General features: G+C 36.1%; 14 protein-coding genes and 1 riboswitch. Of the genes, 7 read left to right on the top strand and 7 right to left on the bottom strand.

Translation table 11 applies throughout. The features are described from left to right. The first annotated feature begins 188 nt into the window (after positions 1-188). From ACKTSC_RS03605 to cydC, 4 genes are read left to right on the top strand one after another with little or no spacing between them, the layout of a single operon-like run. Positions 189-1,610, top strand: coding sequence for a cytochrome ubiquinol oxidase subunit I (locus ACKTSC_RS03605; protein ID WP_332579721.1), 1,422 nt, complete (start codon positions 189-191; stop codon positions 1,608-1,610). Continuing rightward, entirely contained in the window at positions 1,603-2,619 is a 1,017-nt protein-coding gene (gene cydB, locus ACKTSC_RS03600; RefSeq protein WP_407856853.1) for a cytochrome d ubiquinol oxidase subunit II, read from the top strand. The genes ACKTSC_RS03605 and cydB overlap by 8 nt, the downstream gene beginning before the upstream one ends. Next, positions 2,616-4,328 carry a thiol reductant ABC exporter subunit CydD gene (gene cydD, locus ACKTSC_RS03595; protein ID WP_407856852.1) on the top strand — a complete coding sequence of 571 codons (1,713 nt, stop codon included), beginning with the start codon at positions 2,616-2,618 and terminating at the stop codon, positions 4,326-4,328. The genes cydB and cydD overlap by 4 nt, the downstream gene beginning before the upstream one ends. Next, on the top strand, positions 4,325-6,073 hold the full coding sequence (gene cydC, locus ACKTSC_RS03590) for a thiol reductant ABC exporter subunit CydC (RefSeq protein WP_407856851.1): 1,749 nt from the start codon (positions 4,325-4,327) through the stop codon (positions 6,071-6,073). Before cydD ends, cydC begins: the two co-directional genes overlap by 4 nt. A 155-nt stretch (positions 6,074-6,228) precedes the next feature. Here the strand turns inward: cydC and ACKTSC_RS03585 are convergent, their stop codons facing one another. Beyond that, positions 6,229-7,524: a chloride channel protein gene (locus ACKTSC_RS03585; RefSeq protein ID WP_407856850.1), complete on the bottom strand. Its 1,296-nt coding sequence runs from the start codon at positions 7,522-7,524 to the stop codon at positions 6,229-6,231. 56 nt (positions 7,525-7,580) lie between these two features. Then, positions 7,581-7,654, bottom strand: a riboswitch (Fluoride riboswitch). A gap of 360 nt (positions 7,655-8,014) precedes the next feature. Here ACKTSC_RS03585 and ACKTSC_RS03580 point away from each other — a divergent pair. Beyond that, a complete protein-coding gene (locus ACKTSC_RS03580) occupies positions 8,015-8,860 on the top strand; it encodes a class F sortase (RefSeq protein WP_407856849.1) in 846 nt (281 codons plus the stop codon). 41 nt (positions 8,861-8,901) lie between these two features. Here the strand turns inward: ACKTSC_RS03580 and ACKTSC_RS03575 are convergent, their stop codons facing one another. Further along, on the bottom strand, positions 8,902-10,452 hold the full coding sequence (locus ACKTSC_RS03575; RefSeq protein ID WP_407856848.1) for an AcpB/EbpR/MafR family transcriptional regulator: 1,551 nt from the start codon (positions 10,450-10,452) through the stop codon (positions 8,902-8,904). Positions 10,453-10,616: 164 nt separating this feature from the next. Between ACKTSC_RS03575 and ACKTSC_RS03570 the strand changes: the two genes are divergently transcribed. Then, on the top strand, positions 10,617-11,990 hold the full coding sequence (locus ACKTSC_RS03570) for a M24 family metallopeptidase (RefSeq protein WP_407856847.1): 1,374 nt from the start codon (positions 10,617-10,619) through the stop codon (positions 11,988-11,990). 46 nt (positions 11,991-12,036) lie between these two features. On the opposite strand, the gene ACKTSC_RS03565 is transcribed toward ACKTSC_RS03570, so the two are convergent. The 4 genes from ACKTSC_RS03565 to ACKTSC_RS03550 form a co-directional block, all read right to left on the bottom strand. Further along, positions 12,037-13,305 (bottom strand): PTS sugar transporter subunit IIC, encoded by a 1,269-nt coding sequence (locus tag ACKTSC_RS03565; RefSeq protein ID WP_407856846.1) that lies wholly within the window; start codon positions 13,303-13,305, stop codon positions 12,037-12,039. Positions 13,306-14,474: 1,169 nt separating this feature from the next. Beyond that, entirely contained in the window at positions 14,475-14,837 is a 363-nt protein-coding gene (locus ACKTSC_RS03560) for a cupin domain-containing protein (protein ID WP_407856845.1), read from the bottom strand. A 96-nt stretch (positions 14,838-14,933) separates the two neighbouring features. Beyond that, positions 14,934-16,181: an MFS transporter gene (locus ACKTSC_RS03555; RefSeq protein ID WP_407856844.1), complete on the bottom strand. Its 1,248-nt coding sequence runs from the start codon at positions 16,179-16,181 to the stop codon at positions 14,934-14,936. A gap of 67 nt (positions 16,182-16,248) precedes the next feature. Continuing rightward, a complete protein-coding gene (locus tag ACKTSC_RS03550; protein WP_407856843.1) occupies positions 16,249-17,460 on the bottom strand; it encodes a pyridoxal-phosphate-dependent aminotransferase family protein in 1,212 nt (403 codons plus the stop codon). A 136-nt stretch (positions 17,461-17,596) separates the two neighbouring features. On the opposite strand from ACKTSC_RS03550, the gene ACKTSC_RS03545 reads away from it, so the two are divergent. Then, a complete protein-coding gene (locus ACKTSC_RS03545; RefSeq protein ID WP_407856842.1) occupies positions 17,597-19,231 on the top strand; it encodes a PucR family transcriptional regulator in 1,635 nt (544 codons plus the stop codon). A gap of 30 nt (positions 19,232-19,261) precedes the next feature. On the opposite strand, the gene arcC is transcribed toward ACKTSC_RS03545, so the two are convergent. Continuing rightward, positions 19,262-20,200 (bottom strand): carbamate kinase, encoded by a 939-nt coding sequence (gene arcC, locus ACKTSC_RS03540; protein ID WP_407855232.1) that lies wholly within the window; start codon positions 20,198-20,200, stop codon positions 19,262-19,264. Between the last annotated feature and the right edge of the window lie 43 nt (positions 20,201-20,243).

The raw sequence follows: 20,243 nt of genomic DNA, 5'->3' as shown, positions 1-20,243 counted from the left end.
AAAAACAAAAATTTGATTTCTCAAAATCATCTATTTTTGATAATTTCTCTAGGACGAATTTTCTCGTATACATTCATAAAAATGCAGTTTAAGCTGAAAATTTGGCAATTCTTTTTATTAAGCTTATAGTTAGATAGTAAGGGCTTTATTATCGTTTTTTTATTCACAATAGTAGGGGAGGAATCAATATGGATATAGTGACGTTGGCTCGTTTTCAATTTGCGATGACGACCGTATTTCACTTTTTCTTCGTACCATTCTCAATTGGGATGGGATTAGTTGTTGCCATTATGGAAACTTTATATGTTAAAACGAAGAATGAGAAATATCGTCAATTGGCGAAGTTTTGGGGAAATATCTTTTTATTAAGCTTTGCGGTAGGGGTCGTGACCGGGATCATTCAAGAATTTCAATTTGGAATGAACTGGTCTGATTATTCTCGTTTTGTCGGGGATATTTTTGGTGCGCCTTTAGCAGTAGAAGCATTGTTAGCATTTTTTATGGAGTCGACTTTCTTAGGACTCTGGATTTTTACGTGGGATCGGGTCAAACCACTCACCCATGTCATTTTTATGTGGTTAGTAACTATCGCTTCAATCTTATCAGCTTTCTGGATTTTGACTGCAAATAGTTTTATGCAGCATCCGGTTGGCTATGCCCTTCGTAATGGTCGAGCAGAAATGACCGATTTTAGTGCATTATTGACCAATCATCAAGTTTGGTATGAATTTTCTCACGTAATTGCAGCAGCGATTACGATGGGTGGGATGATTGCTGCTGGTTTAGCAGCGTTCCAATTAATTAAAAGAAAAGATCCACTGATGCGGGCGTTCTTTAAAAAATCAATGCGAGTCGGATTAGTGATTACTTTGTTAGGTTCATTGGCAGTACTGACCGCCGGTGATTTGCAGATGAAAGCTCTGATTGAAGAGCAACCAATGAAATTTGCGGCAATGGAAGGAACATATGAAGATACCGGTGATCCGGCTGCATGGACATTGATTGCTTGGGCAAATGAAAAAGAACATTCACAAGTATTCGGAATCAAAGTACCGTATGTCTTGAGTATTTTATCTTACGGAAAACCCTCTGGATCGATCAAGGGGATGAACACGGTCAATCAAGAATTGATCGAAGAACACGGGTTTAAAAATTATTATCCGCCGGTAAATACGCTATTTTGGAGTTTCCGGATCATGGCTGGTTTTGGTATGTTGATGCTTTTTGTGGCTGTAGCAGGATTATTTTTAACAAGAAAGAAAAATCCGATTTTATACGAAAAAAAATGGATGTTGTGGATCATGGGATTATGTACGTTTGCACCATTTTTAGCCAATACTGCAGGTTGGTTAGTCACGGAATTAGGCCGTTATCCATGGACTGTTTATGGATTGTTTACCATTAAAGACAGCGTGTCGCCAAATGTATCAGCGACCTCTTTATTGATTTCCAATATCGTTTACTTTTTACTATTTTCGGGCTTAGCGATCACAATGATTTATTTAGTGAAGCGTGAATTGAATAAGGGACCTGAAATAGAAGGTACGATTGATCCTGATCGAGATCCATCGATAGATCCTTTTGATAAGGGGGCGTTTACGAATGAGTAGTTTACAATTTTTTTGGTTTTTATTGATCGGTATTTTATTTGCAGGTTTCTTCTTTTTAGAAGGTTTTGACTTCGGTGTTGGGATGTCAGTGCGAACACTTGCTCATGATGAACATGAAAAAGATCAAGTTGTTGAGACGATTGGACCAGTCTGGGACGGAAATGAGGTTTGGCTGATCACTGCCGGAGGCGCTATGTTCGCTTCATTTCCTTACTGGTATGCCTCATTATTTAGCGGCTACTATTTAATATTATTTGCGATTTTATTTGGCTTGATCATTCGAGGTGTTTCTTTTGAATTTAGAAGTCACATGCCCAAAAAATATAAGAATATTTGGAATTGGACATTGACGATTGGCAGTTTTATTGTGCCATTTTTCTTTGGTATTTTATTTATCAGTATGATTCAAGGAATGCCGATGGATGCCAACCATAATATGATGGCTACATTTACTGATTATATCAACTTGTTCTCTGTAGTTGGTGGTGTGGCTTTGACCTTATTATGTTATTTACATGGTTTGAATTATATTTCGTTACGAACAGAAGGCCCAATCCGGGCTCGTGCGAAAAATTATGCGCAAGTTTTATACGGTGTTTTGTATGTAGGTTTAATTGCCTTTGCAGTTTTAATGTATTTCAAAACAGACTTTTTCCAAAATCATTTTACGGTGACTCTTGCCTTGTTAGTCGTCATTGTAGTATTGACGGTCATCGCCAATATCTCTGTCTTTAAAGAGAAAGAATTATTGGCATTTCTAGCTAGCGGCTTTACTATGCTTGCTCTAGTTGCATTATTGTTCAGCGGACTATTCCCACGCGTTTTGATTAGTTCAATTCCAGGAAATGATTTATTGATTCAACATGCTTCATCTAGTCCGTATACGTTACGAATTATGTCATATATTTCGTTGACGATTTTACCATTCGTGCTCGCTTACACAGCATGGACATATTACATTTTCCGTAAACGGATCAAACATCCGCATGCGGTGGGGGTTCAACAATGATCGATAAGAAGTTATTACAACTTCCTGGTATCAAAAAAATTCTTGGATTGCTTGCAGGATCATCGATCTTGCAAGCAATCTTTATCATTGGCCAAGCTTATGGATTAGCACGGTCAATCACGAATTTATGGAGTGGGGAAGTCATACGTAACCAATTTATTTGGCTAGGTCTTTTTTTTGTTGCTTATGTATTGCGTCATTTGATGACCTATTTAAGAGAACAAGTTTTAGAAGATTATGCTTATGAACAAGCACGTGGATTAAGGAGTCAATTATTAACGAAAATTTTTCGTTTAGGCCCTCAAGTTGTTCAAAAACAAGGCACTGGAAGTGTTGTAACAACAGCATTAGATGGTATCAATCAAGTTGAAGAATATCTTCATTTGATAGTGCCTAAAATGCTAAATATGATGATCATTCCTTGGATTTTATTAGTAATGATATTTCTCTTAGACTGGCAGTCTGGAATTGTCTTATTAGTTGTTTTCCCATTGATCATTATCTTTATGATTATTCTGGGTTATGCTGCTCAAAGTAAGGCGGATAAACAATACAAAGTTTTTCAACTGTTATCCAATCATTTTATTGATTCATTGAGAGGAATCGATACATTAAAATTTTTTGGTATCAGCAAACAATATAGTCGTAGTATTTTTTCGACTAGTGAACGGTTCCGTGAAGCAACTATGAGTACATTAAAAGTGGCAATATTATCGACATTTGCTTTAGACTTTTTTACGACACTATCAGTAGCAGTCGTAGCGGTCTTATTAGGTTTACGTTTGATTAACGAAGAAATTTTTCTTTTTCCAGCGCTAACAGTATTAATTTTAGCGCCCGAGTATTTTTTACCGATCAGAGATTTTTCCAGCGATTATCACGCAACACTTGATGGAAAAAATGCCATGGATGATGTAAACAAAATTTTAGATATACTTGAGAACCAAGATGAAAAGCTGCCACTGCCTAGCTGGGACAAAGACAGTCGATTGGCCGTAGCATTACAATATAATTACGAGGATAAGTTAGGGGCTGAAGTAGACTTTTCAGTTAAGGGCTATCAAAAAATTGGAATCATCGGGATGAGTGGATCCGGAAAATCGACACTGATTAATTTACTGAGCGGCTTTTTACGACCGAATAAAAGTCAAATTACTTTTGACGATATTGAGATAAAGGCTTTTGACCAACCGAATTGGCAGGAACAATTAATATATATTCCACAAAATCCTTATATTTTCCAACGCTCTATGCGAGAAAATATTGCCTTTTATCATCCGAATGCTACTGACGAAGAAATTCTACAAGCGATTGAGGTTACTGGATTAACTGAATTACTCGCAGAACTTCCAGACGGGTTAGATACCAAACTCGGTGAGGGAGAACGCCCATTGAGTGGTGGGCAAGCCCAGCGGATTGCATTAGCTCGTGCCTTTTTAAACCAAGAACGAAAAATATTATTATTTGATGAACCGACAGCGCATTTAGACATCGAAACCGAAGTAGAGATAAAAGAGCGGATGCTGCCATTAATGGAAAAGCATTTAGTCTTTTTTGCAACACATCGACTTCATTGGTTAGCTGAAATGGATTATATTCTTGTGATGGATGAAGGCAAGTTAGTCGAAAAAGGAACGATCGAAGAATTAAAACAGAAAAATGGCGCTTTTGTTAAATTAACTCAGGCATTGCGAGGTGAAAAAGTATGAATCGAATCGGTTTATTTCAAGTTTTGAAAACAGATGAATGGGTAAAACCCTTCTTCAAACAATATAAAAAATCTTTGATTCTTGCTTTGATCCTAGGTTTTATTACGTTCTTCTGCGCAGGAGCATTGATGTTCAACTCCGGCTATTTGATCAGCCGAGCAGCTTCCTTGCCAGAGAATATTTTATTGATCTATATTCCAATTGTTTTAACGCGTGCTTTTGGGATTGGTCGACCTGTATTTCGTTACATTGAACGCTTAGTAAGTCATAACTGGGTGTTAAAGATGACCTCGAATTTAAGAGTGAAGCTCTATGATTCATTGGAACAAGATGCGATTTTTTTCAAACAAAATCATCGAACAGGAGATATCTTAGGATTACTATCTGAAGATATCAATCACATTCAAAATTTGTATTTAAGAACGATATTTCCAACAATTATTGCCTGGATATTGTATGCCTTCCTGATTATTGGATTAGGGTACTTTTCTCCATTTTTTGCACTAGCAATGTTGTTACTATTAGGCGTCGTGGTATTTTTATTGCCGTTATGGTCAGTGATCATTAACGGCGCTCGTCAGGAACAGCAAAAACAAATGAAAAATAATTTATATAGTGATTTGACGGATAATGTTCTAGGTGTCTCCGATTGGATTTTTAGTCAAAGAGGACAGGATTACGTGAATCATCATGAAACTTCTGAAGCAGAACTATGGAAAGTAACTCGGAAGATTCAGAAATTTCAGCGAAAACGTAATTTTATTTTACAACTGATGTTCGGGATCATTACATTAGCTTTATTGTTATGGACAAGCAAAATCTTCCCTGGAAATCATGGAGGGGCTGCTAATTGGATCGCCGCGTTTGTTTTATCGGTTTTCCCACTAATCGATGCTTTTGCGCCATTACCAGCTGCAGCACAAGAAACCAATATTTATAAGGATTCAATTGAAAATTTAAATGCTTTACCCGAAATCAACCAAATAATTACTGAGATTCCAAAGATCAATCAACCGATAACTTTAGTAGTAGAGGATGTTCATTATCGCTATCCGAATAGTCCCAAAGAAGTTTTAGCAGGAATTGATTTGCAATTAGTTCCGGGAGCTAAAATAGCGATTTTAGGCCGGAGTGGTTCAGGTAAAAGTACTTTAGCCAATTTAATTCGTGGTGATTTGAAGGCGACTAAAGGAAAAATTACCTTAAATAATATTGAGACAGATCAGTTTGGTGATGCGATTAGTCAGTATCTAGGTGTTATTCATCAGACACCTTATTTATTCCATACAACGATTGCGAATAATATTCGGATTGGCCGAGAATCAGCAACAGATACTGAGTTATGGTCGGTTCTTGAACGAGTCGGATTAAGAAAATTGGTTGAGAACTTGCCCAACAAGCTAGAAACAATGGTTGATGAAGCGGGATTACGTTTTTCTGGCGGTGAAAGACAGCGATTGGCACTTGCCCGAATTTTATTACAAAAAGTACCGATCATCTTACTGGATGAACCTACTGTTGGATTGGATCCTGTAACTGAGCAGCAGTTAATCAATACTTTTTTTAATGAATTGAAGGATAAAACAATTATTTGGATCACACATCATCTACAAGGAATAGAAGCCATGGATCAAGTTATCTTCATTGAGGATGGGGAACTGACCATGCAAGGAACACCAACGGAATTGAATAATAGTAATAAGCATTATCAAAAATTAAAACAAATCGATAATGGAATCGTGTAATAACCGAGCGTTCTAGGAAACTAGAGCGTTTTTTTTTGCCTTTGAATTAAAGGGCTAAAAATATTGCATATAAAATATTTGCAAACGAAAATTTATCGTCCTTAAGGATAGACAAACGCCCTAATCATTGCTTTTATGACTAGGACGTTTATGATCTATTTTTTATTTTTCACGACGTCTTTAAGTGTCCCGATACGATAGCCTTCTTGGTTTTTAAAGAAAATACTTTTTGAGCGAACAATTGTTTGTGAAGTATAAATTCCTTGATGGCCTGAGACATAATAACTGATAAAAGCTGCCAGAACAAAATAAGGTAGAGCATTTGAACCAAAAAGGTCAATACCTAACATGATTGTCGTAAGTGGAGCATTTGCTGCACAGCCAAATACGGAGATCATCCCTAATGCTGCTAAAAAGGCTGGTGAAATTCCAAATAAATTTCCGAAGCTGCTACCTAGTGAAGCACCGATCGTGAAAAGGGGCGTTACTTCACCACCTTGTAAACCAGAACCTAAACTAAGGGCGGTGACGATCAATTTCTCAATTGGTTCATAGAAAGTTGTTTTTCCTGCAAATGAATCATCTAGTAAAGGTAAACTTAAACCTATGAATAACTGATTATGTAATAGCCAGATAACCAATACGGCGATTGAAGCTGATAAAAAAGCGCGCACTAAATAGTTTTTGAATATTTGACTATAAAGATGTTTCAACGTATGAGTAAGTAAAGCAAATAAATGTCCAAAAAGACCAAAAAAGATCGAAGCAAGTAACACGACTAAAATCAACTTAATGTCTAAGTGAGGAATCGCTCCTATTAAATGTTGCTCATGAACAGTTCCCATTGCAAGCGAAACGTAATTAGCCAAATAGGAAGCGTAAAAGCAGGGGATAAGTGCAGCACGTTCTAAATTACCCACATATGCCATTTCCATTCCGAAAAAGGCTCCTGCTAATGGTGTGCCGAAAATAGACGCAAAGCCTGCACTGATTCCTGCATGAATCAATGATTTTCGGTAATTCTTTGCTAAATGAAAAGCATCAGCGGCTTTGTTTGCAAAGACGCCGCCGATTTGAACAGCACTTCCTTCACGACCTACAGAAGCTCCGAATAAGTGAGAGAGCAAGGTAAAAATAAAAGTAAAGATTGCCATTCTACCAGGTACTTTTGTTGCTTTTTCAGTACTTTCAATGATCAAATTATTTCCTTTTTGAGATCCATTACCAAATTTTTGATAGGTAAAGGCCGTTAGCATACTTATCAGGGGCAAAAAATACAATAAGTAATTATGTTGCTCCCGATAGTTTGTTACAAAATGAAGCCCAGCTAATAAATAATGTGAAACAATTCCTGTGATGATACTTGTTAATGTTATTAAACAATAAAAGATAATCAGAGCTTTTAAATCCCTTCTTCGACGATCTGCGTTGTCTATTTTATTTACTTCCATAGCAATTAGAACCCTCCTAAAAAAATAAAAAAAAGCCAATGATCCCTACAACAAAAAAGATTGTAGAAGTCATCAGCTTGATTAGCGGTTTAAGAAAAATCTAAGGGAGACACTCATTCCCATATTAAATTCTTAATAATTTTACATTAGGAAGGACAAAAAGTAAATAAAAAAATTTTCTTATTTTACTATACGATAGAAAAAAATGACAAAACATTTTATTTTACATTTCCAAAAAAATATTATTTAATAACTAAATTTATATAACGATTGAAAAAGTAAAATTATTAAAACTGAAAATTTTGCTCGACCACTTTTGTCTCTGTAATAGAAAGTTATGAAAGTAAGGATTAAACGCTTGATATCAGTACTTAGCAACTATGAAAATATAATAATATTTGTTATCTAAGGAATGATTTACAACATAATCTCCTGTATATACGGTATGGTTAAGACAGATAAAACAACAACAAACTAGGAGGAAAACAACATGAACACTCATATAAAATTTATCTTTATTGCTGCTTTGTTTTTTACTACTAGTGCCGTGTATGCTGCTACGAATCCATTTGATCAATCTCAACATTCAGATACAAGCGAACAATTAGTGACTAGCGAAACAACAAATTCATCCATCGCAAATTCTAGTGAAGCGTCTACTGAATCGAATGTTAGCGATACTGAAGAAAAAGAAAATGCTTCTACATCAAGTACTGAGACATCTGAAGAAGCAAAAAATATAGAAGAATCCGTTGTGGAACCCTTAGATGAAGCAGATACTCCTACTGATAATACAAATATTGCCGAACAAACTTCTGAAGAACCAACTCAAGAAGAAACCTATTATACTGAAGAAACAACATTAGTTGAAGAACAGACCGCTTCAGAGACTACATCCGAAGAAACAACCCCAAATCAACAATCTATCCAACGAAATCAGTTAAATATAAATGGGCAATTTATTTCTTATACGAACGCTGGACAAGGAAATGGACAAGCTATTATTGATGCAGATCATACTCAAGTAGCTACTTGGGGAGGAGCTTCTGTCCAATCCGGTGAAGACGGATCGAATACACATTTCATTGGTCATAATCCAGGGATATTCAATGTTCTATTTTCAGTCTCAACAGGGGCCACTATTGCCGTATCAGACGAAAACAATACTGTAACGAATTACACAGTGAATCAAATTGTTACAGTTAACGATTCAGCAACTGGAACGGACGGCGTGAATTATTGGGATCAAATTACTAGTGCAAGCGGAGGAGAACGAATTACCTTACAAACTTGTATCAATGACGATTACAACTTAATCATCTTTGCCAGTAAATAAAACCACGTCGTGTTAACGAAATGCTGACACGACGTGGTTTTTTATTGTATAAAAGGTTGTGAAAAATAAATTTCTTTGGCTGTTTTTAATTTGATATTTCCTAAGCTCTTCAAGTGAGTTTGTGAGGCACATTTTTGAATCGCTACAATGAAGTTCACTAAATTTTCTCGGTCAGAAGCCGAGAAAAAATTATTTACGATCAACACATTTTTCTTATCGTATCCTTTGATTGGATTATTACTTAGTACGATATCATATTGATCAAATTGCTTGAAATCTTCTGGACCGGTAAATAAAACAGCCTCTTTATAAATCGAAACAACAATTCGATTAGGATAATTTGCCAGCAAAAATTCTTGAGTCATCTCTGCATGACGTTGCCCTAGGTCACTTACAACGATAATAGAGACTTTACGTCTCAAATTTTCTAACTGTGTAGACAGGTGCCGCCATTCTTTCATCAAGAGATAATAAACATTGGTTAATCGAATATCCGTCCATAACTCAGGGGCTTTTTTTTCAATATCCTCTAAATATATTTTTACTAAAGTTGAAAATATAGGATAGACAGTCTGGATTTCGCGTGCAAATTTCTGATGTTTGTCATACAACATATCTAGACGATAAGGGTAAAAATTATATTCGACATACCAGGTCATCATAGTTTGAATAATTTTTTGTCTATCTTCTTGGATGATAGGAAATTGTACTGTATCAGAAAGAGTGTCTAAAAAAGTCTCAATTTTCTCTTGAATTCGAATCATCTGTTGGGGATTGTCCCAATTATAAAATTCATGAAAGACTGTACGGCTTATTTCACGATACCATTTATTTGATAAGTTATAATCGGTATTGCGTACTAAATTTTCAGCAAGGGGAGTGCTATAATTCAATACTTTATCGATGGTATCGTCTTCTTCATCATAAACTTCTTGAGGCAAATAAAAACCTTGATGCATTCGTTTTAAGGAGACGACAAATAAAAAAGCTGCTTCTTGAATTTCACGATCATCTAAAGCTACATCAAATTCAGTCGAAGCACGCATAATAAAACAAATAGTTTCTTCATGGCTAATAGTGAATGGCCATTTTTTCACCCCATACGCTTCAGAAAAATATTGTTGATAAAAGAAGCGAACCCACCGTTCATCAGGACCAGTTATTCTAAAAGGCGCTCTTTCTAAAGTTAATCCACGCCGTTTTAAGAAATCTTCCAAGGTATTGACCATTCGATAGAACGAAGCTTCGCTAATGAATAATTCATTGATCCAATAATCCGCATCTTGATTTGCTTCTGAAAGCATTTTTTCAACAAATTGAAATTCTACTGACTCAGAATAAACCAAATTATAGATATTGCTCAATTTATTGGAGGTAATATTATTTAAACGTACACCCTGAAATTTTGAATATTCAATATAGACATATCGACCCCAAAATTCATTAATAAAAGTGATATCTGATAACAATGTTTTTACAGAACACCCTATTTTTTGAGCAATTTCTTTAGTATCGAACCAAGAGGGCATCTGATCTAAAAATTCGACAAATTGAAGCCGTCGATAGGTAGATGAGTTTATTAGTGTCTTCATTTGAAAACTCCTTAAAAAAATAATCTTTATAGTAATAATTTTATCTAATTTTTACTAATAAAGCGAATTATTAGCTACAGAAATAAAAAAGAACTTCGGTCTAAATGGCTATTTTATTACTTATGACTGTGCTATGATAGAAAAAAATAAAGGAGTTACGACTAGTGATCAAATTTGATAAAATAACTGCACCTCAACTCGATAAAGTACTAAAACCTGTCCAGCTAACGGATGAAACGATTAACCATCGCAAAGATAAGATACTAAAAAAAATGGAACAAGAACAATTAGATGCTGTTGTGATCTATGCTGATTTGGAACATGGCGGAAATTTTGAATATTTAACCGGCTTTGTTCCACGCTTTGAAGAAGCGCTATTAGTATTACATGCAAATGGAAAGGCTTTTTTAATTTTAGGGAATGAGAATCTTAATAAAGCATCTTTAGCTAGAATTGAAGCCGAAGCCATCCATATGCCGCATCTTTCACTACCAAATCAGCCAATGGATACCGTGCTGAGCGTCGCACAAATTCTTAATCAAGCTCAAATCGATCATGCTAAAACGATTGGATTGATCGGGTGGAAAAAATTTACTAGTTCAACTGATGATAATTCCGTTCTCTACGATCTTCCGTATTTCTTGGTCGAAGGCTTAATGGCAGCGGCACCGATTGCCCAATTCAAAAATGCTACTGATTTAATGATTGGATTAAATGGTGCTCGCATTACAAATAATGAAAATGAAATCGCACACTATGAATTTGGAGCCATCTTGGCTGGAAATGGGATTTTATCAGCTATGGATCAATTAGAACTTGGAAAAAGTGAAATGGAAGTCGGCGGCTATTTAAATGCTGCGGGACAGACTCCCAGTGTCGTAACAATTATGGCAACGGGGGAACGATTTGAAAAAGCTAATCTATATCCTACCACCAAAAAAATTCAATTAGGTGATCATATTTCGATGACTGTCGGCTACAAAGGCGGCCTACAAAGCCGCAACGGCTATGCGGTAACTGTAACTGAAGAACTTCCTGCAGAGGAAAAAGATTATCTAGATCGAGTAGCAAAACCATATTTTGGAGCGCTTATTACTTGGTTAGAAACAATTAAAATTGGCCTGACTGGCGGAGAAATCTATCAAAAAATAGAAGCAGTATTACCAAAAGAAAAATATGGCTGGCATTTAAATCCAGGACATTTGTGTGCAGATGAAGAGTGGCTAGCTTCCCCCATCTATCCCGATTCTGACGAAATGATTCAAAGCGGTATGCTTTTTCAATTAGATATTATTCCTTCTGTCCCTGGTTACGCTGGGGCAAGTTGTGAAGGTGGCATCCTTTTAGCCGATCAAAAATTATGCCTTAAAATACAAGCGGAGTATCCCGAGATGTGGCACAGGATGCAAGCCAGAAGAAACTATATAATCCAAACACTTGGTATTCATTTGTCTGAAGAAATTTTACCAATGAGTAATGCGACAGCTTATTATCGTCCATACTTTTTAAATAAAGAAGCTGCTTTAGTCAGCCGTTAATAAAAAAGGAGGCGACTTAGGATTTTTTTAAGTCAACTCCTTTTAATTATGATTTTAAGCTGATTGGATCCGGGTCATTTTTCTCGGCGTTCTCCATTTCCTCGATCAAGCTTCGTTCACTGATTTTAAAGAACGGATAATAGATGGCCACGCTGATAAATAAAGAAACAATACTCCATAAAACCGCTGGAATATTTCCGCCGGTAGCTAGATACGTATTGATAAAGGGGGGCGTTGTCCAAGGAGGATTGAACATGATCCGCCCAATAATATTGGTCACTGATAAAAAATAAGTTCCCGTACATAATACTAATGGCGTCAGAATAAAAGGAATCATCATTATCGGGTTCATGACGATCGGAAAACCAAAGATAATTGGTTCATTGATACAAAAAATAGCGGAAGGTAAGGCCATCCTACCTAAGGAACGGTAAGCTTTTTTCTTAGATAAAAGCATATTGATAATCAAGCCTAAGGTCGAACCCGTTCCACCATAGCATAAAAACATGATGTAAAATCCACCCGCAAAAATATTAGGTAAGGGTTCCCCTGCATTATAAGCTTCTGTATTAAGTGCTAATAACGTCAAAAAGATCGGATCACCGATACTGCCCATGACATTACTTCCATGGATCCCCAAGCACCATAATAATAAAATCAAAAATGTATACAATAGCATCCCCGGTAGTGAATTTAGTCCCACCGCTAAAGGGGAGAAAATGATTTGAATAAAGGAATTAACATTGAACTCCAATAGGACCCTAATTACCCATGCACCCGTGATAATAGCAGCTCCAGGAATCAAAGTAGCAAAACTTTTTGCCACAGCCGGCGGCACTCCTTGCGGCATTCGGATCACCAAATGATGTTTGATAAAAAAATGGTGGATAATTACCGTCAAAATCGCTGTGACAATACCTGTAAAAAGTCCTGTCGCACCTAATGAAGTAACATCGATCGTCCAATCATCAGTGGCTTGTAAAAGTAAAAAAGCACATACGGCTAAGACGATCGATCCAACGGCGTCGATCTCATAAGACAAAGCCAAATAATAAGCGATCCCAATACAAGCAACCAAACCGAGGATTCCAAAAGTAAAATTGCTAGCTGCCCCTAATTTCTCACCAAAAACCCCCATAAATTCAGACCAACCAGCAAATGGTAGATTGGCTAAAATCAAAAATAAACTACCGATGATCGTTAGTGGCATGGTGATCGCCACACCGTTTCGTACAGCGACTAGAAAACGATTTTCGCTGATTTTGATAAGTTTAGGCGCAAATTTTTCTTCAAAAATTGTTAGCAATCGATTCATAAAAACTCCTTTCAACCATTAAGTAATAATTTAATTTAAGAATACCTCAAAAAAGCGTTTTCTGCATTTTTTTAAGCTGAAATCTAATAAAAAATATCAGTCAAGAATGTACGCGATTGAACCCCTCGGATGACTAGTTGAGAGTCGTCAGTCATTGGCGTTGAATCAATAGATTGAAGAGAAAATTATCGGTCTGGTAAAACAGCTCAGTCTTTATATGCTAATAGCGACGGGCTGTCATAACCTAGCATGAAATTATCCGATGCCGACATTTGATCACTCTCTGCGTTAATCGATTGAACAAATAAGCTACCCTAAATTCACTCATCTGAGAACAACGATAAGGGTATGATACTTTATTATGTTTTAAGAATAATGTTAGTTTTTCTCAAACCATAACAAAGAACCTAAACCTCTCTCAAGATTTATCTAAAATTCTTAGATTTTAACCGTTACTTTTATTTTGCTATTTTAGCGTAAAAAAAAGAAAAATCATTTTTTAACTTTATAAATTTGAGTGATTACTAGATTTAAATTGACATTCTATTTTTATCACCTTCAAATGATAAATGAATTGTCCTAATTATTCTGATACAAAATATGTGCGTTACTTGAAATTTTTATTTGACTAAAAAAATTTGAAATGACGTTTTTTTATCTTAATATTTTTTATAAACTAGTCAATTAAAATTACTGTTAATTCGCAAAAGAACTTTTAATAGTCTTTTTTAAGATTGCTGTTATGCGGAGTTTTAGCCATAAAATTCATTCATTTTCGTTTTTATCTTCTTTTAGCTTAAAAAAATAGTGCTAAATTCTTTTGCAAATTAAAAAAATCTTTTAAAAGTCTTATGTGTTCGCTTTTATAAAAAAGAATTAATTGTATTTAAAACGTTATTTATCTACTCCCTCCTTTTATCTATTATCTTTAGAAACATTGATTTATCAATATTTTAGAAATTTGAATTAAACTATTCATAATAAAATTAAATAATAAAACTGAGCCAATAAAAAATAAAATTTGGCGCTTTTTTAGATTATTTAATCCGATGGCTCAATAATTTTGAAACGATTTGGCTATCGTTATACACTTAAAAATTTGAAATGAGCTTAAAATGCTCCTCTCGCGACTTTGAAAAAATAGTAATAAAAAAGCTGGGCTTGCCAGCTTAAGGGTGTATAATGACATCCATTGGATTTGGTTCTGCTACACCTACAAAGATAAATTGTTCTGAGCCGGTATTTTTCATTCCATGATGTTCACCTGGTCTTGAAATAATCATGTCACCTTTTTCAATTACGACTTCTTCACCAAATCCCGGAAAAAAAGTTCCTGTTCCTTGAATGCAAATCCAAAAATCATCTGAAGTTGTATGCGAATGATTGAACACTGATTGACCGGGTTCCAAACACCATAACGCTCCCGCAGTTTTTTCTGTTTCATATAAGAAAGTTTTCTTTCCTTCATTTGGATCAAATGTTGCTACTTTTTCTACTTTGAATAGTCGTTCTTCGATTTTCGAATTTGACATGTAAATCCTCCTTCTATCATTAAAGAAAATACCTTTTTAATATTCAGTGTGGTACACAAAATACTAAAAAGGTACTTAGCATCCTACAGGTTCGGTTTAAGCTTTTCTTTTGGCTTTATTTATATTTGAAATTAAGAATAAGATCGAACCGATCACTAGTAAGACAACTGCAATATAAAAACCCATTACTTTTGAACCAGTGGCATCAGAGATTGAACCGGTCAATGTAGGCGCAATTACTGAAGACATCATCCCAAAGAAATTGAAAACACCTAATGTTGTACCAATCCCTACTTGTGGTGCATTTTCGCCTAACCAAGAAATAATGATTGGTTCTACCGCTAATTTGCCAAGAAACCCATACATGATCAACGCAATCATTAAATAAGTAGAAGTTGATGATTGAACTGTAATAAATAGCATGGCTGCTGCCAATAATTCTAAAATGACAATAAAACTAACTTTTCGATGCATGTATTTATCGGCCAAACGACTAAAGAACAAGGCTCCAGGAATCGAAGCGAATGCAACAAGTGAAGAAGAAAATCCGATCGCCGCCCCTTCAAATCCACGCTCAGTTCCTAAATAATTTGGTAACCAAGTGACAGTAATATAATAAGCATAACAAGTAGCAAAATAAAGAACATAAGTAAACAGCATCGATGGTGAGAATAAGGTCTTGAGCGAAATTGATTCTTCAGCTTTCTCTTCAAGAGACTCGTCCGGCTGATTATTAAAGGCAACATCATCTTTATTGTTTCGAATGATCAGACTAAATGCAAAGAGCATAATCACAGTCATAACCATTGAGATATACATCATGATCTGCCAAGGTAATCCTAATTGAACGACTAAGTAACTGGATAAAATCATTCCTAACCCCGAACCAATTGCGGAACCGCTGTTTACAATCGCTGTAGAAAAACTTTTCTTTTCTGCTGGAATATTTTGTGAAGTCAGTGAATAGGCTGAACCATAAAATGATCCACAGCCAACACCGGCGATAAAGCTCCCTACATAAATCATTGTAATCGTTGAAGCTTGCGAGATGATCAATGCTGCAATAGCAAAAAAGATAAATCCGGGGATCAAAACTTTTTTCTTACCAATCATATCGACTAAAAAACCAGCAGGAATTTGCATGATCACATACCCTAAAAAGTAAAAACTGGCAATCGATCCTAACGCTGTATCTGAAACATTCCCCCCTAATGATGCATTGATCTGTGGATAGACTGGTGACAATGCTGAGCGATAGATCCAAATTGAAACCCAGCCTGAGCATAGTAAGATAATAATTTTTTGCCAATACTCCATACCGGTTCGATGTTTATTCATTTCCATCGTTTTTCCTCCATGTAATAAATAATTTATATTTCTTTAGAGACACTTTTTCATTTGACCCATAATTTTAGACTGAATACAGCTCTAAGGCAGCTTTTACAGCTTCTCCTTTATTAATTTTTGCGCCATAATAGATCAAAGCTGCTTCCAAAGCACCCAACACTTGGAGTACATTTTCTCTTCGACTGCTATACCCCATGTTGCCAATCCGCCACACTTTTCCTTTTAAATCACCAAATGAAGAGGCGATTTCAATTCCAAAAACATTCAATAGCATTTTTCGAATGTCTTCACCGTCTTGTGCGTCTTCAGGAATTAGAATAGGTGTTACTGTCGGCATTTTTGTATCCATATCGCCATAAAAGCCTAAGCCCATAGCTTTGATTCCAGCAATGATCGCTCGGTCATTCAATTCATGTCTAGCCCAAACATTTTCGATTCCTTCATTGATCATAGTGCGCAACCCTTCATGTAACGCATAAATCATTGTTGTAGCTTCGGTATGATGGTTGATTCGTTCAGAATTCCAATAACGCTGCAATTGACTCAAATCCAAATAATTACTACTGATATGATTTTGGTTACGAACATCTTTACTTAAACCTAATTCTTTTTGGTATCGGCTCGTCAATATTTTTTCAACCCGTTCATTGTAGGTCACTAACGACATTCCTGAAGGCACACTGACACATTTTTGTGTCCCTGCGATCGCAATATCAACCTTCCAATCATCGACGTAAATAGGAACACCGCCATATGTAGCCACCATGTCTACCACGAAGAAGATATCCTTTTCTCTGCAGGCGGCACCGATCTTATCTAACTCTTGCATCTGACCATTTGCTGTCTCACCATGAACCATAGCAACAATTTTAGGTTGAAACTCTTCAATGGCTTGAATGATTTCGTTCTGTTCAAACGGGGCTGACCAATCTTTTTCTAAATATTTAACCTCAGCTTGAGCACGTTCACTGATTTCACCTAGTAAATAAGCGAATCGACCATATACAGGAATCAATACTTTGTCTCCCGGTTCAATCAGACCAATCAAGGCAGCCTCTAAGCCCGAACGAGAAGTCCCGTCGATAGCAAAAGCTTGTTCATTTTTTGTTCCAAATGGGACTTTAATCATTTCTTTTACTTCATCCATGATAGTTAAAAAAGCCGGATCGAATTGCCCTAAGATTCTTGAACTCATGGCCCGCAAAACATTTGGGTGTGCTTCTACTGGACCTGGAGTCATGATCGTACGATTTGGTATAGTTAATTCTGAAAACATAAGCATTCTCCTTTTAATCATTTTTTTTGGTTCAATTTGTATTATTTGCATAAAATATTCGAAAAACTATTATCTATAGCTAGACATTTCTTGTATCTTTTCTTAGTCTCTTCTATACTTGATTCAGGAGGTGTTTATGAAAACATTAGTTGATTTATTAGAATTGCCGCGTTTTTCAGATTTAGTTTTACTAACAGATAAAACGACAGCCAATTTAGAAGTTGATAGTATCGAAATTACAGAGACACCTGATATTTCATTATATATTCCTGAAAAAACATTCTTATTAACAACGGCTATGATCTACCAAGAGCATCAAACGGATCTATTTGCCTTGATCGATTCGCTGCAAGAAAAAAAGGCAGCCGGACTGGGGATCAAAGTTGGGCGTTTTATTGATTCGATTTCCCCTGAAGTGATCGCCTATGCAAATAAAGTTGATTTCCCAATCGTACAAGTTCCCTTATCTATCCCTTTAGGAAGTCTGCTGCATCAAATGTTGAATTTCTTATGGGATAAAAAGACGGAACAATTGAATTATGCGCTCGATATTCAGCAACGTTTTTCAAATATGTTGGTCAATGATGTCAGTATTGCTCGCTTTATTGCTGATTTTGGTCGGTTGATCAATACACCAGTCATTTTAATGGACCCCTATAAACGAGTATTTACAGCTTCGAAGCACTTTTCAAAAACAACAAAACCTGCGGAATACTATATCGATCAGTTGGCATTGACTGACCCTTTGTTCACAACTAAAAAAGAAGATTCTGTTTTGATCAAAGACTTAGATCAAAAAGCCTTTCTTGTTTCGTATTTTTCAATCGAAGCGAATCATTACTTTCCTCACTATTTGATAATTTTGAATCCAGAAAAAATTCCTTACCCGATCTCGAACTTTGCTTTGGAACAAGCCGCGCTAGTTCTTTCATTCATGTTATATAAGAATCAAAAAAATCAAGAATCTTACGATGTTTTGAAAACAGATTTTTTGACTCGGATGATCGAAATCCAACAGACGCCAAATCAAGTTCCTCGTGATTGGATCGACTCTGGAACTATTTATGGCTTAGTCAAAGCTCGGCATTACCGGATCATTTATGCTGCTTGCGAACAAACGAATAAAACGAATCCTCGAATCAAACACGATGAAGAAGTCAGTCAATTAGGCTTCAACTGGTTAAGTGATAAGTTAGCCCACCATATAAAAGATGTTGTATTGTTTAAGGTCAAGGATACCGATCATTACGCGATTCTGATTCAGCATAAACAAGATAATTTGGAACCGATTTTGACAAATGTAGCTGCAGATTTTGCTGAACGGATGACGATTAATTTACAGTTTGGCCTTGGAAATATTTATGATTCGATCGATGATCTAGCTAAGTCATTTATCGAAGCTAAGACAGCTTTTGAAGAGATGCAGTTATTGACAAATGTGCCTCAAATTTATCAGTATCATCAAAAAGGGCTCCGTAGTTTGTTCGAAAAAATGGATGATTCGAATATTACTTATTTCTGTGAAACGACATTGAAAGATTTAGCCTATCCCAAAGAGCCTTCAGTGATCGAGCTTCGCAAGACGCTGAAATATTTTTTGGATTATCAGTGTGAAATTGCTCGTACATCAAAAGCTTTATTTGTCCATCGAAATACGATTAAATATCGGATTGATCAGTGTAATACACTATTAGGACGAAATGTTCATGACCCAAGTGTGAGTTTAGACTTGCGATTGGCTTTAGAGTTATCTGAAGACGCTAATTTGTAACCGTTTTTAATATTAGAGGGGATCGCAGGCCTAGCCTACGATCCTTGTTCCTGCAGTTCCTGCTAATGCTTTATCTGCTTCTTCTAATGAACAAATAATTGCCGTTTTTCCTTGCTCAGCAAAATTGATTGCAGCTTCGATCTTTGGTCCCATGCTTCCTTCAGCAAAGTGACCAGCATCGAAATATTCTTGTGCTTTTTTGGGTGTGATCGTTTCTAATTTTTCTTGGTTTGCTTTGCCGTAATTAATATAGACATTGCTGACATCTGTCAACATCATGAAAACATCCGCATCAACTTGTTCAGATAGCTTTTTACCTGTCCGATCTTTATCGATCACTGCTTCAATACCTTTTAAATATCCTTGATCATCACGGGTTACAGGAATCCCGCCACCGCCGCCGGCAACTACGATTGTGTTTTGATTTAATAAATTAACGATCGAATTAACGCCATGGATAGTCAATGGTCTTGGTGAAGGAACGACTCGACGGTACCCACGACCAGCATCTTCCATCATGGACCATTTTCTTTTTCTCACCATTTCATCTGCTTCTTCTTTAGAGTAAAAGACACCAATTGGTTTACTAGGTTTTTCAAAGGCTTCATCTTCGGCAGAAACTTCCACTTGTGTCAGCATCGTGACTACACCACTAGTCAGCCCTTCTTCTTCAATCTTATTTTTGATTGTTTGTTCCATTAAATAGCCGATAAATCCTTGTGATTCTGCATTACATACGTCTAATGGAAACGGTGGAACAATCTCTTTTGCTTCTTCATTTTGGCGTAAAATGTTTCCCACTTGTGGGCCATTTCCATGAGTAACAACAATCTGATAATCTAATTTTTCTATTTTTGCGATCATTTTTGCACTGGTTTTGATATTTTCTAACTGTGCTTCAACCGTTTCTTCTTGCCCTGGTTTTAAAATTGCATTACCTCCAAGAGCAACTACCACTCGATTAGCCATCTTTTTCCTCCTTAACAGTTACAAACCCTAACTATTGTTTTCA

Source organism: Enterococcus hailinensis (assembly GCF_045862035.1).
GTDB lineage: Bacteria > Bacillota > Bacilli > Lactobacillales > Enterococcaceae > Enterococcus_A > Enterococcus_A hailinensis.
The sequence above is the reverse complement of the archived record's forward strand: the minus strand, read 5'-3'. Positions and strand labels throughout refer to the sequence as shown.

Excerpts from the sequence above, each read along its gene's own strand:
- cydD (WP_407856852.1), top strand. The coding sequence starts at position 2,616 with ATGATCGATAAGAAGTTATTACAACTTCCTGGTATCAAAAAAATTCTT.
- arcC (WP_407855232.1), bottom strand. The coding sequence starts at position 20,200 with ATGGCTAATCGAGTGGTAGTTGCTCTTGGAGGTAATGCAATTTTAAAA.
- ACKTSC_RS03550 (WP_407856843.1), bottom strand. The coding sequence starts at position 17,460 with ATGTTTTCAGAATTAACTATACCAAATCGTACGATCATGACTCCAGGT.
- ACKTSC_RS03555 (WP_407856844.1), bottom strand. The coding sequence starts at position 16,181 with ATGGAAATGAATAAACATCGAACCGGTATGGAGTATTGGCAAAAAATT.
- ACKTSC_RS03605 (WP_332579721.1), top strand. The coding sequence starts at position 189 with ATGGATATAGTGACGTTGGCTCGTTTTCAATTTGCGATGACGACCGTA.
- cydB (WP_407856853.1), top strand. The coding sequence starts at position 1,603 with ATGAGTAGTTTACAATTTTTTTGGTTTTTATTGATCGGTATTTTATTT.
- ACKTSC_RS03575 (WP_407856848.1), bottom strand. The coding sequence starts at position 10,452 with ATGAAGACACTAATAAACTCATCTACCTATCGACGGCTTCAATTTGTC.
- cydC (WP_407856851.1), top strand. The coding sequence starts at position 4,325 with ATGAATCGAATCGGTTTATTTCAAGTTTTGAAAACAGATGAATGGGTA.
- ACKTSC_RS03585 (WP_407856850.1), bottom strand. The coding sequence starts at position 7,524 with ATGGAAGTAAATAAAATAGACAACGCAGATCGTCGAAGAAGGGATTTA.
- ACKTSC_RS03580 (WP_407856849.1), top strand. The coding sequence starts at position 8,015 with ATGAACACTCATATAAAATTTATCTTTATTGCTGCTTTGTTTTTTACT.
- ACKTSC_RS03560 (WP_407856845.1), bottom strand. The coding sequence starts at position 14,837 with ATGTCAAATTCGAAAATCGAAGAACGACTATTCAAAGTAGAAAAAGTA.
- ACKTSC_RS03565 (WP_407856846.1), bottom strand. The coding sequence starts at position 13,305 with ATGAATCGATTGCTAACAATTTTTGAAGAAAAATTTGCGCCTAAACTT.
- ACKTSC_RS03545 (WP_407856842.1), top strand. The coding sequence starts at position 17,597 with ATGAAAACATTAGTTGATTTATTAGAATTGCCGCGTTTTTCAGATTTA.